At 72.4% G+C, this 17639-nt stretch carries 7 protein-coding genes; 5 read left to right on the top strand and 2 right to left on the bottom strand.

The genetic code is table 11. The features are described from left to right. The first annotated feature begins 123 nt into the window (after nt 1–123). Nucleotides 124–3150: a bifunctional [glutamine synthetase] adenylyltransferase/[glutamine synthetase]-adenylyl-L-tyrosine phosphorylase gene (locus ACZ4W5_RS21600; RefSeq protein WP_465656247.1), complete on the top strand. Its 3027-nt coding sequence runs from the start codon at nt 124–126 to the stop codon at nt 3148–3150. Nucleotides 3151–3254: 104 nt separating this feature from the next. Here the strand turns inward: ACZ4W5_RS21600 and ACZ4W5_RS21595 are convergent, their stop codons facing one another. Next, nucleotides 3255–4220, bottom strand: coding sequence for a phosphatase PAP2 family protein (locus tag ACZ4W5_RS21595; RefSeq protein ID WP_465656245.1), 966 nt, complete (start codon nt 4218–4220; stop codon nt 3255–3257). Between the two features lie 316 nt (nt 4221–4536). Here ACZ4W5_RS21595 and pulA point away from each other — a divergent pair, with 316 nt between their 5' ends. The 3 genes from pulA to ACZ4W5_RS21580 all read left to right on the top strand — a co-directional run bounded on the left by pulA (nt 4537) and on the right by ACZ4W5_RS21580 (nt 15120). Next, nucleotides 4537–10050 (top strand): pullulanase-type alpha-1,6-glucosidase, encoded by a 5514-nt coding sequence (gene pulA / locus ACZ4W5_RS21590; protein ID WP_465656243.1) that lies wholly within the window; start codon nt 4537–4539, stop codon nt 10048–10050. Between the two features lie 713 nt (nt 10051–10763). Further along, the gene (locus ACZ4W5_RS21585) at nt 10764–13094 is read left to right on the top strand and encodes a M4 family metallopeptidase (protein ID WP_465656241.1); all 2331 of its coding nucleotides are present in this window, start codon (nt 10764–10766) and stop codon (nt 13092–13094) included. 280 nt (nt 13095–13374) lie between these two features. Continuing rightward, nucleotides 13375–15120: a carbohydrate-binding module family 20 domain-containing protein gene (locus tag ACZ4W5_RS21580; RefSeq protein ID WP_465656239.1), complete on the top strand. Its 1746-nt coding sequence runs from the start codon at nt 13375–13377 to the stop codon at nt 15118–15120. 240 nt (nt 15121–15360) lie between these two features. On the opposite strand, the gene ACZ4W5_RS21575 is transcribed toward ACZ4W5_RS21580, so the two are convergent. Then, nucleotides 15361–16113, bottom strand: coding sequence for an SDR family oxidoreductase (locus tag ACZ4W5_RS21575; protein ID WP_465656237.1), 753 nt, complete (start codon nt 16111–16113; stop codon nt 15361–15363). 445 nt (nt 16114–16558) lie between these two features. Between ACZ4W5_RS21575 and ACZ4W5_RS21570 the strand changes: the two genes are divergently transcribed. Further along, nucleotides 16559–17620 carry an alpha/beta hydrolase gene (locus tag ACZ4W5_RS21570; RefSeq protein WP_360228063.1) on the top strand — a complete coding sequence of 354 codons (1062 nt, stop codon included), beginning with the start codon at nt 16559–16561 and terminating at the stop codon, nt 17618–17620. Nucleotides 17621–17639 lie beyond the last annotated feature (19 nt).

Raw genomic sequence — 17639 nt, 5'->3', positions numbered from 1 at the left:
CGTCGCCCGCCCGGGCGGCGGCGGGGCCGTCGTCACGGGGGCGGTCCACCCGACGGTCACGCCCGGCGGAGGGCCGCCGGGGCGCGTAACCTGCCTGCGGGGGCGGACGGGATGGAGGGGCCGATGGCGGTGGAGGAACAGCGGGCCGGGAGCCGGGTCAGCCGGCCCGAGATCAGGCTGGTCCGGCGCGGGTTCACCGATCCCGCGAGGGCGGTGCGGCTGCTGGAGGGCCCCGGGCTGGAGGGCCTGGCCGACGACCCGGTGCTGCTGGACGCGCTCGGCGCCACCGCCGACCCCGACCTCGCGCTGCTCGGCCTGGCCCGGCTGCTGGAGGCCGCCGACGAGGCCGAACGGCACACCCTGCGGGACACCCTCACCACCTCCAAGCCGCTGCGCGACCGGCTGCTCGGGGTGCTCGGCGTCTCCACCGCGCTCGCCGACCACCTGGCCCGGCACCCGCACGACTGGCACGCGCTGGTGACCTTCGAACTGCGCGACATGCACCCCGGCCCGGCGGACTTCCGCCGCGCCCTCGCCGAGGGCGTCCGGGGCGCCGGCGGCAGCCCGGAGAACGCCCTGCGGATCGCCTACCGGCGCTGCCTGCTGGCCATCGCCGCCCGCGACCTCACTGGCACCACCGACCTCGCCCAGACCGCCGCCGAACTCGCCGACCTGGCCGGCGCCACCCTCCAGACCGCCCTGGACCTCGCCGCCGAGCAGGACCCGGAGGCCGCCGCGGCCTGCCGGCTCGCGGTGATCGGGATGGGCAAGTGCGGCGGCCGGGAACTCAACTACGTCTCCGACGTGGACGTCATCTTCGTCGCCGAGCCGCGCGAGGGCGTGGACGAGCACGTGGCCGTCAAGGCCGCCACCCGGCTGGCCGCCGCGCTCACCCGGCTCTGCTCGGACACCACCGGCGAGGGCACCATCTGGCCGGTGGACGCCAACCTGCGCCCGGAGGGCCGCAACGGCCCGCTGGTGCGCACCCTGGCCAGCCACCTCGCCTACTACCAGCGGTGGGCCAAGACCTGGGAGTTCCAGGCCCTGCTCAAGGCCCGCCCGGTCGCCGGGGACGCCGAGCTCGGCGCCGCGTACGTCGAGGCGCTCGCCCCGATGGTCTGGCAGGCCGCCGCCCGGGAGAACTTCGTCACCGACGTGCAGCAGATGCGCCGCCGGGTGATCGACTCCATCCCGGCCACCGAACTGGACCGCCAGCTCAAGCTCGGCCCGGGCGGACTGCGCGACGTGGAGTTCTCCGTCCAGCTGCTCCAGCTGGTGCACGGCCGCACCGACCCGGCGCTGCGCAGCGGCAACACCCTGGAGGCGCTGGCCGCGCTCTCCCGCGGCGGGTACGTCGGCCGGGCGGACGCCGCCTCGCTGGACACCGCCTACCGCTTCCTGCGCTCGCTGGAGCACCGCATCCAGCTGCACCGGCTGCGCCGCACCCACCTGATGCCCACCGCCGAGGAGGACCAGCGCCGGCTCGCCCGCTCGCTCGCCGCGCTGATCAACGACGACACCCGCTCCGACCCGGTGGCCGCGCTGCAACGCGAGTGGAAGCGGCACGCGGTGGAGGTGCGGCGGCTGCACGAGAAGCTGTTCTACCGGCCGTTGCTCGACGCCGTCGCCGAACTGCCGCCCGGCGCGGCCGGGTTGACCCCGGACGCGGCCCGGGCCCGGCTGGAGGCGCTCGGCTACGCCGACCCGGCCGCCGCGCTGCGGCACCTCAGCGCACTCGCCTCCGGGGTCAGCCGCAAGGCCGCGATCCAGCGCACCCTGCTGCCGGTGCTGCTCGGCTGGTTCGCCGAGTCGGCCGACCCGGACGCCGGACTGCTCAACTTCCGCCAGGTCTCCGACGCGCTCGGCCGCACCCCCTGGTACCTGCGGCTGCTGCGGGACGAGAGCGCCGCCGCCGAGCAGCTCGCCCGGGTGCTGTCGGCCGGCCGGCTCGCCCCCGACCTGCTGCTGCGCGCCCCCGAGGCGGTGGCCATGCTGGGCGACCCGCAGGGCCTGGTGCCGCGCGGCCGGGCGGCGCTCCAGTCCGAGATCCTGGCCGCCGGCGGCCGGGCCGGGTCCGCCGCCGCCGCCGTGGCCGCCGCCCGCTCGGTGCGCCGCCGGGAGCTGTTCCGGACGGCCGCCGCGGACGTGCTCGGCCGGCTCGGCGACGACCCGGCCGAGGCGCTGGACGTCGCGGGGGAGGCGCTGACCGCGCTCAACGCCGCCACCCTCCAGGGCGCGCTGAGCGCCTGCGTGGCCGGCTGGGAGGCCGAAAACGGGGACCTGCCGACCCGGATCGCGGTGATCGCGATGGGCCGCTTCGGCGGGCACGAGCTGGGCTACGGCTCGGACGCGGACGTGCTCTTCGTCCACGAGCCGCTGCTCGGCTCGCTGGAGCAGGACGCGGCCAGGGCCGCCCAGGCGGTCTGCAACGAGCTGCGCACCCTGCTGGCCGCGCCGTCCACCGAGCCGCCGCTGCTGGTCGACGCCGACCTGCGGCCGGAGGGGCGCAGCGGCCCGCTGGTGCGCACCCTGGCCTCGTACGCGGCGTACTACCGGCGCTGGTCGCACGCCTGGGAGAGCCAGGCGCTGCTGCGGGCCGAGCCGGTGGCCGGGGACGAGGAGCTGGGCGCGCGGTTCCGGCAGCTGATCGACCCGCTGCGCTACCCGGGCACCGGGGTGCCGGAGCGGGACCTGATGGAGATCCGCCGGATCAAGGCGCGGATCGAGGCCGAGCGGCTGCCGCGCGGTGCCGACCCGACCACCCACACCAAGATCGGCCGGGGCGGGCTGGCGGACGTGGAGTGGACGGTGCAGCTGCTCCAGCTCCAGCACGGGCACGAGGTGCCGGGCCTGCGGACCACCCGGACCAGGGCCGCCCTGGCGGCGGCGGTCGGGGCCGCTCTGGTGGAGCCGGCCGACGCGGAGGTGCTGGAAGCGGCGTGGGTGCTGGCCTCCCGGGTGCGCTCCGCGGTGATGCTGGTGCGCGGGCGGCCGGGGGACAGCTTCCCCGGGGAGGCCCGGGAGCTGGCCGGGGTGGCCCGCTACCTGGGGTACGGCGCCGGGCACAGCGGGGAGCTGGTGGACGACTACCGGCGCACCACCCGGCGGGCCCGGGCGGTGGTGGACCGGTTGTTCTACGGGTCGGCCTGACCGGTACGCGCGGAAGGGCCCGGCCGGTACGCGAAAGGGGCCCCTGCCGCGGCAGGGGCCCCTCCTCGTCGGTCGTTCCTCGTCAGTCGTTCTGCGGCCGTCGGCTAGCGCCGTGCGCTGCTGACCGCCGGCTCGCTCCACTGCTCCGGCACGGTGACCGGCTCCTCCGCCTGCTCCCGGGCGGGCACCCGCGGCAGCCGGTAGACCCACTCGTGGTAGAGCCAGCGGGCCGCCAGGAAGCCGACCGCCAGGCAGATCTCGCCGCCGACGGCGTCCATCCAGAAGTGGTTGGCGGTCGAGATGATGACCACCAGGGTGGCCGCCGGGTACATCAGTCCGAGCACCCGGACCCAGGTCCGGCGGGCCAGGAAGAAGATCGTCAGACCGCACCACATCGACCAGCCGATGTGCATCGAGGGCATCGCCGCGTACAGGTTGGAGACGTGCGCGGCGGGCCCGGAGGCGAACGAGCCCCAGGTGTGGTGGGACTGCACGGTGTCGACGAAGCCGCCGTCGGTCATCAGCCGCGGCGGGGCCAGCGGGAAGAAGTAGAAGCCGACCAGGGCGATCCCGGTGGTGACGAACAGCACCGTGCGGGCGGCGACGTAGCGGCCCGGGTGGCTGCGGTAGAGCCAGACCAGCACACCGATGGTGATGACGAAGTGCAGGGTCGCGTAGTAGTAGTTCATCCCGGTGATGAGCCACCCGACGCCGTCCACGGCGTGGTTGATCGAGCGCTCGACCGCGATGCCGAGGTCCTTCTCGAGGTCCCAGATCCAGCGCGCGTGCTTCTGGGCTATCGCTTCCTGCTCCGGGACGGCGTTGCGCACCAGCGAGTAGAGCCAGTAGCTGATCCCGATCAGGGCGAGCTCGAACCAGATCCGCGGTCGGGCCGGCGAGCGCCGCTGGTCCCGGATGCGGCCGCGCAGGGCGGCGGTGCGGGACTGGGCGGCACGGGTGGCTCCCTCGGGCAGCCGGGCCGGGGTGGCCTCGGTTGCCTCGGAACCACCACCGTGGGCCGTGTCGGCGCGCCGGGTGTCGCCTCGCTGGATCTCGGTCGGTTCCCCCATGGACGAGAAGTCTGCCAGACCGCTCGTAGCCGTCTGCTCATCCTCTGGAAGTGGATTCTTCACCGGATGTCCCCCTCCAGGGGTAGGGGGCGGATCCCACCGGGGTAGGGGGTGCGGTCGGGTCTGGTGCTTACCGGTGGGACGGACATACGTCCCATTGTCACGCGCTCGGCCGTTCGAACGTAACCGGGGTGGCCGGGCGGGCCGGTGGCCTGGAATTTCCCGGGACGAAACGCTTTCTGCATCTTGCTGAAACAGATTGCAGGCCGCTAGCTTCCTGGGAAATCGATCGCCCCTTCCCCTCAGGGAGCCCTCAGTGGCCGATACGCCGCTCCGCCCACGGCGGAGCAGTCCCCGCCGCGGACCCGCCCGCAGACCCGGCCGCACGGCCGTCCTGCTGGCCGCCGTGCTCACCGCCGCCACCCTCGGCAGCGCCCCCGCGGCCCTCGCCGCCGCCCCGCCGCCCCCGCCCTCGGACGCCGCCCTGGCGGCCACCGCCGGGCGGCACGACCTCACCCGCGAGCAGTTCTACTTCGTCCTGCCCGACCGCTTCGCCAACGGCGACACCGCCAACGACACCGGCGGCATCACGGGCGGTCGGCTGGACAACGGCCTCGACCCGACCGACAAGGGCTTCTACCACGGCGGCGACCTGGCCGGCCTGATCCAGAAGCTCGACTACGTCCAGAACCTCGGCACCACCGCGATCTGGCTGGCCCCGATCTTCAAGAACAAGCCGGTGCAGGGCAGCGGGGCCGACGCGTCGGCCGGCTACCACGGCTACTGGATCACCGACTTCACCCAGGTCGACCCGCACTTCGGCACCAACGACCAGCTCAAGGAGCTGATAGCCAAGGCGCACGCGCGCGGCATCAAGGTCTTCTTCGACGTCATCACCAACCACACCGCCGACGTCATCGACTACGCGGAGCAGCAGCACTCCTACCGCTCCACCGGCGCCTACCCGACCCTCGACGCGGACGGCAACCCGGTCGACGAGACCGCGACCGCCGACGCGAGCGCCCCCTGGCCGAAGATCACCAAGGACTCCTTCCCCTACACCCCGGTCCTGCGCCGGCCCGCCGACGCCACCGCCAAGACCCCGTCCTGGCTCAACGACCCGGCGCTCTACCACAACCGGGGCGACTCGACCTTCGTCGGCGAGTCCGCCACCGAGGGCGACTTCAACGGCCTGGACGACCTCGACACCCAGAACCCCAAGGTGGTCAAGGGCTTCGAGCAGGTCTACCAGCAGTGGGTCAAGGACGCCGGGGTCGACGGCTTCCGGATCGACACCGTCAAGCACGTCGACATGGCCTTCTGGCAGCAGTGGGCGCCCGCGCTCAAGGACTTCGCCGCCAAGCAGGGCAACAGGAAGTTCTTCATGTTCGGCGAGGTCTACTCCGGCGACCCGGCCGTCACCTCGCCCTACGTCACCAAGGGCAGGCTCCAGGCCACCCTGGACTTCCCGTTCCAGGGCGCGGCCCGCTCGTACGTCTCCCAGGGCGGCTCGGCCCGCAACCTCGCCGACGTCTACGGCCAGGACTACCGCTACACCAGCGCCGACACCGACGCCTACGAGCTGCCGACCTTCCTCGGCAACCACGACATGGGCCGCTTCGGCTCCTTCCTGCTCGCCGACAACCCGGGCGCCGACGACGCCACCCTGCTCAGGAAGGACCGGCTCGGCAACGAGCTGCAGTTCCTCACCCGCGGCCAGCCCGTCGTCTACTACGGCGACGAGCAGGGCTTCACCGGCGCGGGCGGCGACAAGGACGCCCGGCAGGACCTGTTCGCCTCCAAGACGCCCTCCTACAACGCCGACCGGGTGCTCGGCGGCCCCTCGGGGGCGGCGGACCGGTACGGGCAGGGCGGCGAGCTCTACCAGGGCATCGCCGGCCTGGCGAAGCTGCGCCGCGACAACCCGGCGCTCGCCGACGGCGCGCAGATCCAGCGCTACGCCGCCGACGGCCCGGGCGTGTACGCCTTCTCCCGGATCGACGCCGGGCAGCAGGTCGAGTACCTGGTGGCGGTCAACAACGCCACCGAGGCGAAGACCGTCACCCTGGACACCTTCTCGGCGGGGATGGGCTTCGACCCGATCTACCCCGCCGCCGGACCGCGGATCACCAGCGGCGCCGACCGCAAGGCGACCGTCACCGTTCCGGCGCTGTCCTCCGTCGTCCTCAAGGCCGGCGCCAGGCTCGCGCCGGTCGTCGCCGCGCCGCAGCTGTCGCTGCAGCCGCCGGCGGACGGTTCGACCGGGCTGGTGACGATCGGGGCGAAGACGGACGGCGGCTTCAACCGCGTGACCTTCGCCGCGCAGACCGGAAACGGGCCCTGGCAGACGCTGGGCACCGCCGACACCGGGACGTACGCGGTGACCCAGGACCTGGGGGCCGCCGCCCCCGGCACGGTGGTGCGCTACAAGGCCGTCCTCCAGGACTCCAGCGGCCACCTGCGCTCCGCCACCGCGAGCTTCACCACCGGCACCCCCGCGCCCAAGCCGGTGCCCACCGCCGGCGCCCGCCCGTACGCCGTCGTCCACTACAACCGGCCGGACGGCGACTACGACGGCTGGAACCTGTACGCCTGGGGCGACCTGGCCGACGGCGAGGGCACCAGCTGGCCGGCCGGGCACCCCTTCACCGGGCGGGACGCGTACGGCGCCTTCGCCTACGTGCGGCTCAAGCCCGGCGCCTCCGACCTCGGCTTCATCGTGGAGAAGAACGGCGTCAAGGACGTCGACGCCGACCGCCACCTCGACCTGGGCAGCAGCGGTGAGGTGTGGTTGAAGCAGGGCGACCCGACCGTCCGCACCACCAACCCCGGCCCCACCAGCACCCCGCCCGCCGACACCGCCGTCATCCACTACAACCGGGCCGACGGCGACTACGACGGCTGGGGCCTGCACGACTGGACCGGCGCCGCCGCCCCCACCGACTGGGGCAAGCCGCTGCTGCCGGTGCGCCGCGACGCCTTCGGCGCCGTCTTCGAGGTGCCGCTCGCCCCCGGGGCGACCAGCCTCAGCTACATCCTGCACCACGGCAACGACAAGGACCTGCCCGCCGACCAGTCGCTGGACTTCGCCGTCAACGGCAGGGAGGTGTGGATCCTCGGCGGCCGCGAGGGCTACCTGCTGCCGCAGAACCCGGCCGCCGCCTCGCAGTTGGACCTCGGCAGCGCCAAGGCCCAGTGGATCGACGCGAGGACCGTCGTGGTACCCGCCGGCTACGGCGCCACCGACCAGGCGCTGGCCGGCGGCACCAGCGCCCAGCTGGTCTACGACCCCGAGGGCGGCATCCGCGCCGACAAGGGCGTGCTGACCGAGCCCGGCAAGTGGATCCGGCTCACCCCCGTCGCGGGCGGGCTGACCGACGCCCAGAAGGCCGCGTACCCGCACCTGGCGGGCTACCGGGCCTTCACCGTGGACGCCCGGGACACCGCGCGCGTCCCGGCGGCGCTGCGCAGCCAGCTGCTGTTCACCGAACACCTGCCCAGCGGCGCCGTGCTGGCCGGCACCGGGGTGCAGACCCCGGGCGTGCTGGACGACCTGTACGCCCGCCGCACCGGCAAGGTGGACTTCGGCCCGGCGTACTACGACGGCAAGGTCGCCCTCTCGCTCTGGGCGCCGACCGCCCAGCAGGTGTCCGTCCAGGTCTTCGACAGCGCCACCGGGGGCACCCCGAGGACGCTGCCGATGAAGCTGGACGACGAGACCGGGGTGTGGGAAGCCGTCCGGGACCGCAAGGAGTTGGACGGCAAGTACTACCTGTACCAGGTGAAGGTCTGGGCGCCCTCGGTGCAGCAGCTGGTGGTCAACACCGTCACCGACCCGTACTCGGTGGCGCTCTCCACCGACTCCCGGCGCAGCCTGGTCGCCGACCTGGACGCCAAGGAGCTCAAGCCGGCCGGCTGGGACGACCAGGCCCGCCCGAAGGCCGTCCCGCCCGCGCAGCAGCAGATCCAGGAACTCCACGTCCGGGACTTCTCGGTGGAGGACACCAGCGTCCCGGCCGCCGAGCGCGGCACCTACCTGGCCTTCACCGAGTCGAACTCGGCCGGGATGCAGCACCTGCGGGACCTCGCCAAGGCCGGGGTGACGACGGTGCACCTGCTGCCGACCTTCGACATCGCGACCATCCGGGAGAACCGGGCGGACCAGAAGCTGCCCGCCTGCGACCTCAAGTCCCTTCCCCCGGACGGCCCGAAGCAGCAGGAGTGCGTGGCGGCCGTGGCCGCCGACGACGCCTACAACTGGGGCTACGACCCGCTGCACTACAACGTGCCGGAGGGCTCCTACGCCACCGACCCGAACGGTACGGCGCGGACGGTGCAGTTCCGGCAGATGGTGCAGGCGCTGCACGCGGCCGGGCTGCGGGTGGTGCTGGACGTGGTCTACAACCACACCGCCGCCGCCGGCCAGGCCGACCACTCGGTGCTCGACAAGGTGGTGCCCGGCTACTACCAGCGGCTGGACGCCGACGGCAAGGTGACGACTGACAGCTGCTGCGCCGACACCGCGCCCGAACACGCCATGATGAACCGGCTGGTGGTCGACTCGGTGACGCTCTGGGCCCGGGAGTACCAGGTCGACGGCTTCCGCTTCGACCTGATGGGCCTGGACCCGAAGTCCACCATGCTGGACGTACAGGCGGCGCTGCGGAAGATGACGCCCGAGTCGGACGGCGTGGACGGCAGGAACGTCTTCCTCTACGGCGAGGGCTGGAACTTCGGCACCGTCGCGAACAACGCCCGGTTCCCGCAGGCCACCCAGGCCAACATGGCCGGCACCGGCATCGCCACCTTCGACGACCGGCTGCGCGACGCCGCCCGCGGCGGCAACTTCATGCTCGGCTCCGCGCCGCAGCAGGGCTTCGCCTCGGGCCTGTACACCGACCCCAACGGCTCGGCCGCGAACGGCAGCCCGCAGGAGCAGAAGGCCCGACTGCTGCACCAGATGGACCAGTTGAAGGTCGGGCTCACCGGCAACCTGGCCGGCTACTCCTTCACCGACAGTTCGGGGAAGGCCGTCACCGGCGCCCAGGTCGACTACAACGGCTCCCCGACCGGGTACGCGGCGAAGCCGGGCGAGGCGGTGGAGTACGTGGACGCCCACGACAACACCGACCTGTTCGACGCGCTCGCGTACAAGCTGCCGACCGCCACCGCGCCCGCCGACCGGGCCCGGATGCAGGCGCTCGGGCTGTCGCTGACCGCGCTCACCCAGGGCGCGGGCTTCGCCCAGGCGGGCAGCGACCTGCTGCGCTCCAAGTCGCTGGACTCCAACTCCTACGACTCGGGGGACTGGTTCAACGCGATCCACTGGGACGCCGCGCAGGGCAACGGCTGGGGCCGCGGCCTGCCGCCGGCCAAGGACAACCAGGAGCTCTGGCCGACCGCCGGGCCGCTGCTGGCGAACCCGCGGCTGACGGTGGGGGCGGCCGACATCCGGGCGACCACGGCGCAGTTCCAGGAGTTCCTGCGGATCAAGCAGTCCTCGCCGCTGTTCTCGCTGCCGACCCTGGCCGACGTCCAGCAGCGGCTGTCGTACCCGCTCTCCGGCACGCCCGGTGAGACGCCCGGGGTGATCACCCTGCACCTGGACGGCACCGGGCTGGCGGGGGCGGCGAAGGGCATCACCGTCGTCTTCAACGCCACGCCCACCGCGCAGGCGCAGACCGTGGCCGCCCTGAAGGGGACGAACCAGGCGCTGCACCCCGTCCAGGCGGGCGGGGTGGACCGGGTGGTGCAGCAGTCCGGCTTCGACGCGGCCACCGGCACGTTCACCGTGCCGGGTCGCACCGTGGCGGTGTTCGTGCAGGGCTGATCCCGCCGGCCCCGGCTCCCGGGCCCCGCACCGCCGTCCGGGCGGAGCGGGGCCCGGTTCCGTTCCGTCCGGGCCATGCGGGGCCCGGTTCCGTTCCGGCCGGGCCATTGAGGGCCCGGTTCCGTTCCGGCCGGGAAATGGCCGGAAACCGGCGGTGGCACGGCCGGAAGTGTGACGTGCCGCGCCGGTGCGGCGCTGCCGGGCCCCGGTCGGGGCGGGCGCCGGCCCTGACCGCTGGTCAGTCACCTCCGGTGGTGATCGAACTTTACCGGGGGTATGAAAACCGTGTTCAAGACTTCGTCATGCCGTAACACAACTGACTAAGCGTCCTGCATACGGTTTCGGTAAATAATCGGCCAATCAGTGGCATGCATCTGTCATTAACGGCGCGTTTGCTGCCACGATTCCTCCGGCTGCAGACGAGGGGGCCCCACCCCCCGGTGCAGCTGCCCGAGTTCAGGTGCAGCGCCTCCCGTACCGCATTGCACCGCTCCGCACCGCACGGCAAAGCACGGCAAGGCACGGCAAGGCACGGCAAGGCACTGCAATGCCGACGCAAAACGCAACGCAACGCAATGCCATGCAAAGCACCGCAACCGCACCCCCGTTGCACCCGGCGGGGGCCCCCACTGCGCCGCAACCGCGGCCCAGGTTCTCTCCACCGCGCACGCCGGGTCGATCCACCCGGTCTGCCGGTCGGAAAAGGAGTCCGCATGTCACGTCACGCCCACGTCCGGAAGGCAGCGGTTGTCATGGCCGCCACCACCGCGCTGCTGGTCACCGGCATACCGGTGATCGCGCAGGCGGCTCCGGACGCGCCGACCGCCGTCGCCACCCAGCAGGCCAGCCGGGCCGCGCTGATCGCCTCCGCGAACCAGCAGACCGCCTCCCTGGCCCAGGCGCTCGGTCTGGACGGCAAGGAGCAGCTGGTCACCAAGGACGTCGTCCAGGACGCCAACGGCGCTCGCCACCTGCGCTACGAGCGCACCTACGCCGGGCTCCCCGTCCTCGGCGGCGACCTGATCGTCCACCAGGACTCCGCCGGCGCCACCAAGAGCGTGACCAAGGCCAGCGAGGCCAACCTCGCGGGCGTCGACACCACCCCCGCGCTGGCCGCGCCGAAGGCCCAGGAGGCCGCGCTCGCCGCCGAGCAGGGCACCGTCGAGGGCGCGCCCCGGCTGGTCGTCTGGGCCGCGGACGGCACCCCGAAGCTCGCCTACGAGACCGTGGTCAACGGCCGCGAGTCGGACGGCACCCCGAGCAAGCTGCACGTCGTCACCGACGCCAAGACCGGGGCCGTGCTCAGCAAGGCGGACGGCATCAAGCGCGGCAGCGGCAACGGCGTCTTCGTCGGCACCGTCCCGCTGACCACCACCCAGAGCGGCTCCACCTACTCGCTCAAGGACGCCACCCGCGGCGGCCAGTACACCACCGACATGAAGAACGGCACCTCCGGCAACGGCACGCTGTTCTCCAAGTCCTCCGACACCTGGGGCAACGGCCAGGCCAGCAACCGTGAGTCGGCCGCCGTCGACGCCCAGTACGGCGCCGCCGCCACCTGGGACTTCTACAAGAACACCTTCGGCCGCAGCGGCATCAAGAACGACGGCGTCGGCGCGATGAGCCGGGTGCACTACGACACCGGCTACGTCAACGCGTTCTGGGACGACGGCTGCTTCTGCATGACGTACGGCGACGGCTCCGGCGACACCCACCCGCTGACCGAACTCGACGTCTCCGGCCACGAGATGAGCCACGGCGTCACCTCGGCCACCGCCAACCTGAACTACTCGGGCGAGTCCGGCGGCCTCAACGAGGCCACCTCCGACATCATGGGCACGATGGTCGAGTTCTACGCGAACCTGCAGAAGGACGTGCCGGACTACCTCATCGGCGAGCTCATCGACATCAACGGCAACGGCACGCCGCTGCGCTACATGGACAAGCCCTCCAAGGACGGCACCTCGGCCGACTCCTGGTACTCGGGCGTCGGCAACCTGGACGTCCACTACTCGTCCGGCGTGGCCAACCACTTCTTCTACCTGCTGGCCGAGGGCAGCGGCGCCAAGGTGATCAACGGCGTCAGCTACAACAGCCCGACGGTCAACAACATCACCGTCACCGGCATCGGCCGGGACAAGGCGGCGCAGGTCTGGTACAAGGCGCTCACCGCCTACATGACCTCCACCACCGACTACGCCGCCGCCCGCACCGCGACCCTGAACGCGGCCACCGACCTGTACGGCGCCAACAGCGCCGAGTACAACGCGGTCGCCACCGCCTGGGCCGCCGTCAACGTCGGCTCGCTGCCCAACCCGGGCGGCGTCAGCGTCACCAACCCGGGCAACCAGTCCACCGCGGTGGGCGGCTCGGTCAACCTGCAGATCAAGGCCTCGGGCGGGACGGCGCCGCTGTCCTACTCGGCGAGCGGGCTGCCGGCCGGCCTGGCCATCAACGCCTCGACCGGCGTGATCACCGGCTCGCCGACCGCGGCGGGCAGCTCCAACGTGACGGTCACGGTGAAGGACTCGGCCGGCAAGTCCGGTACGACCAGCTTCACCTGGACGGTCACCGGTGGTGGCGGCGGCTCGTGCACCCCGGCCCAGCTGCTCGGCAACCCGGGCTTCGAGACCGGCACGGCCTCGCCGTGGACCGCGTCGAGCGGTGTGATCGACAACGGATCCTCGGAGCCGTCCCACGGCGGTAGCTGGAAGGCGTACCTGGACGGCTACGGCAGCACCCACACCGACACGCTGTCCCAGACGGTGAGCATCCCGGCCGGCTGCAAGGCGACGCTGAGCTTCTGGCTGCACATCGACACCGCCGAGACCGGCAGCACCGCGTACGACAAGCTGACCGTGTCGGTCAACGGCACCACGCTCAAGACCTACTCGAACGTGGACGCCGCGGCGGGCTACCAGCAGCGCACCTTCGACCTCTCGGCCTACGCGGGCCAGACGGTCACCGTGAAGTTCACCGGCACCGAGGACTCCTCGCTGCAGACGAGCTTCGTGATCGACGACACCTCCGTCCAGACCGGCTGAGGTCGCACCGGCTCCTGAGGGGCCGGTGAACCAGGACAGGTGAGGGGCCCGGCGGCTACGGCTGCCGGGCCCTTGTCGTGCTCCGGGGCGGGCTCTGACGGGGCTCTGGTGGGGTTTGCTCGGGCTCTGCTCCGCGTTGATGCAGAAACGTATCTCCTGGGACCTTGACGGTCTGTTCCGGTCGCCCTAGGTTCAGCGCTGCAAGTTTCCGGCAAGTTACAGAAGCTTCTTGCAGTTTCGCCCCCGGCTGCCCCCACCCCAGCCACCCCCAGGAGACAACGTGGTCGCCACCCCCACCCGTAGGCCCGCCCGCAGGCCCGCCCGCACGGCCGGCGCGCTCGCCGCCTCGGCGGCGCTCGCCCTCTCGCTCGGCACCGCCCTCGGCGCCCCCGCCGCGCAGGCCGCCCCGCCCGCGAACAACGGCAAGGACGTCACCGCCACCCTCTTCGAGTGGCGCTTCGACTCGGTCGCCCAGGCCTGCACCACCACCCTCGGCCCGAAGGGCTACGGCTTCGTCGAGGTGTCGCCGCCCCAGGAGCACATCCAGGGCCCGCAGTGGTGGACCTCGTACCAGCCGGTCAGCTACCGGATCGCCGGACGGCTCGGCGACCGCACGTCCTTCAAGAACATGGTGGACACCTGCCACGCGGCCGGGGTGAAGGTGATCGCCGACGCCGTCGTCAACCACATGACGGCCGGCTCCGGCACCGGCACCGGCGGCACCGCGTACACCAAGTACAACTACCCCGGTACGTACCAGGACCAGGACTTCCACAGCTGCCGCCAGCCGATCAGCAACTACCAGGACCGCGGCAACGTCCAGAACTGCGAGCTGGTCAACCTCGCCGACCTGGACACCGGCAGCGACCACGTCCGGACCACCATCGCCCACTACCTGGACGACCTCGGCTCGCTCGGCGTCGACGGCTACCGGATCGACGCCGCCAAGCACATCGCCGCCACCGACCTCGCCGCGATCAAGGCCAAGATGGCCAACCCCGGCGCCTACTGGGTGCAGGAGGTCATCTACGGCGCGGGCGAGCCCGTCCAGCCCACCGAGTACACCGGCAACGGCGACGTCGACGAGTTCCGGGTCGGCACCGACCTCAAGCGCGTCTTCACCGGCGACAAGCTCGCCAACCTCAGCACCTGGGGCGCCTCCTGGGGCTACCTGCCGAGCGGCCAGGCGCGCAGCTTCGTCGACAACTGGGACACCGAGCGCAACGGCTCCACCCTCAACTACACCTACGGCAGCACCTACACCCTGGCCAACGTCTTCCTGCTGGCCTCGACCTACGGCTCGCCCAACGTCTACTCGGGCTACGGCTTCACCAGCAACGACGACGGCCCGCCCAACGGCGGCACCGTCAACGCCTGCTACCAGGACGGCTGGAACTGCACCCACGCCTGGCGGCAGATCGCCAACATGGTCGGCTTCCGCAACGCCGTCGCGGGCACCGGGGTGACCGACTGGTGGTCCAACGGCAACAACGCGATCGCCTTCGGCCGCGGCAACCGGGGCTACGTCGCGATCAACCACGAGAGCGGCGCGATCACCCAGACCTTCCAGACCGGGCTGCCGGCCGGGACGTACTGCGACGTCCAGCACGGCGACCCGCAGCCCGGCGGGGGCTGCACCGGTCCGACCTACCAGGTGGGCGCCAACGGGCAGTTCACCGCGACGGTCGGCGCGGGCGACGCGGTGGCGCTGTACGTCCAGCCCGGCACGGCGGTGTCCGGCGCCTCCTTCAACGTCAACGCGACCACCTCGTACGGGCAGAACCTGTACGTGGTCGGCGACGCCGCGGCGCTCGGCGGCTGGGACCCCTCCAAGGCGCTGCCGCTGTCCTCGGCCGGGTACCCGGTCTGGTCGCTGGCGCTCTCGCTGCCGGCCGGCACGTCCTTCCAGTACAAGTACCTGCGCAAGGACGCGAGCGGGGCGGTCACCTGGGAGTCCGGCGCCAACCGGACGGCGACGGTGCCGGGCTCGGGGAACGTCACCCTGAACGACACCTGGCGGCCGTAGCGCTCTGCGCGCCCGCGCCCTGCTCGTCCGTACTCCGCTCGTCCGAACCCGGGACCCCCGTCAGCCCGCGGCTGACGGGGGTCACCCGTGTGAGTGGCCGCACCGTTTCAAACCTCCAGGGCCGACCACCAGCGTCTACCGGTTGGAGCGGCGGGACGGCGGGCTGCGGTACCGCCACTCGCACGACGAGTGAGCGCCCCGCTTGCCGGGCGCTCCCGAGGGCGGGCCCGGGGGCGGGCCTCAGCCCCGCCCGATGTACGGCATCGCCGTCGCCATCACGGTGGCGAACTGCACATTGGCCTCCAGCGGCAGCGCCGCCATGTGCCGCACGGTGCGGGCCACGTCCGCCACGTCCATGGTCGGCTCGGGCGCGATCCGGCCGTCCGCCTGCCGCACCCCGGCGCTCATCGCGGCGGTCATGTCGGTCGCCGCGTTGCCGATGTCGATCTGGCCGCAGGCGATCCGGTACGGGCGGCCGTCCAGCGAGAGCGACTTGGTCAGGCCGGTGACCGCGTGCTTGGTCGCGGTGTAGGCGATCGACTGCGGACGCGGGACGTGCGCGGAGATCGAGCCGTTGTTGATGATCCGGCCGCCCTGCGGGGACTGGGCCCGCATCTGCCGGAAGGCGGCCCGGGCGCAGAGGAAGGCGCCGGTCAGGTTGAGGTCGACCACCGCCCGCCAGTCCTCGACCGCCAGCTCGTCCACCGGGACGGCCGGGCCGAAGGTCCCCGCGTTGTTGAACAGCAGGTCCACCCGGCCGTGGTGCTCGACGGCCGTCGCGAACAGCGCGTCCACCGCGGCCGGGTCGGTGACGTCGGTCGGCAGCACGTCGGCGGGCAGCACGCCCGGCGGGAAGGCCGCGGCCGTTCCGTGCAGCTGCTCGGCCCGGCGCCCGGCCAGCACCAGCCGCCAACCGGCCGCGGCCAGCTCCACCGCGACGGCCCGGCCGACGCCGCTCCCGGCTCCGGTGACGACGGCGATCTGCTCCAGCATGGCGCTCTCCTCGGTGGCTCGGCGGTTCGGCGGTTCGGCGGTTCGGTACCGGTACGGTCACACTCTTCCCGGAGCCGGTCGAAGAGCGTGCCGAAGCGATCGTTCCGGATGTGGAGGCCACCGTCACTGGGCAAAGCATCCAAAACCCGGACGGCCGGACGGGCCGGTGCCCGTGCTCCCCGCCGTGCGGCCCCCGCCGTCCGGCGGGCACGGTGAAGGCCTTTACCTGATCGCGAACAAACATTGGATTTCCGGTGGCCACCTCGCAACCGGCCCGCCCCGGGCCACGTCATAAGATCGCAGGAAGGTGCCCTTCCGCGACGGACGGCGCACCACCGCTCCGGGGACCGCACAGCGCCCGCGCCCCCGGGCCTGTCCGGCCCCACCGGGGGGCCGCCGCCCGGTCAGACGGACCGGGCGCGACATCGGTCGGAGAGTCCTCACCGTGCTTAGGCAGTCGTCCCGTTCCCGTGCCGTCCTGACCGGCGCCGCCGTGCTCACCCTGGCCGCCTCGCTCGCGGCCTGCGGAGGGTCCGACGGCGGGAAGGGGAACGGTTCCTCGGCCGACGGCACCCCGGCGGCGACCACCGGAGCGGGCAGCCCGAGCGCCACGGGCAGCGCCGCCCCCGGGACGCCCGCCGCCGACCAGCCCACCCCGGGCGGCGGGAAGGTGCTGATGCCGACCGGCCCGGCCGCCAGCCTCAACAAGGTCCGCGACACCGCCGCCGGCCCGATCATGATGACCAAGGTGACCGGCGCGAAGTCCGGCGTCACCGGCCAGGTCTGGGTCTGGCTGCCGCCCGAGTACAACGACCCCAAGTTCGCCAAGACCGGCTTCCCGGTGCTGACCCTCTACGCGGGCGGCCAGAGCAACGGCTACAACACCTGGACCGACAACCAGCTGCCGATCCAGGAGGTGGACGAGCAGTTGGCCAAGCAGGGCAAGGCCCACCCGTTCATCATGATCATGCCGGTGCAGAACTTCAACAGCGACGAGAAGAACGCGCTGGACTGCTCCGACATCCCGGGCCAGCCGAAGATGGGCACCTGGATGGCCGAGGACATCCCGGCCTGGGTCCGCGCCAACTTCCGCACCTTGAAGGGCCGCGACAGCTGGGGCGTGATGGGCGCCTCCACCGGCGGCTTCTGCAGCGCCAAGATGGCCCTCCAGTACCCGGACGTCTACAAGGCCGCCGTGCCGATCGACGGCTACTTCATCCCGGACTCCGGGCTGTGGAAGGGCCACGACGCCGAGAAGGCGGCCAACAACCCCAACCTGCTCATCACCCAGGGCAAGGCCGACGTGAAGATGTACGTCACCGCCGGCGGGGCCAACGGCTACGAGAAGGACCTGGTCAAGAGCTGGGTGGCCAAGGCCGTCGCCCCGGTGACCATCCAGTACTACGAGCAGCCCGGTGGCAAGCACCTGACCTCGGACTTCAAGAAGATGATCCCGGACACCCTGCAGTGGCTCAGCGCCAACCTGGAGGGCCCGGCCTCGGAGTGATCCGGGCCCCTGGGGAGGG

The sequence above is a fragment of the Kitasatospora sp. NPDC029367 genome (assembly GCF_055569135.1).
Note: the sequence above shows the minus strand (reverse complement) of the source record. Positions and strands in the feature narration are given on the sequence as shown.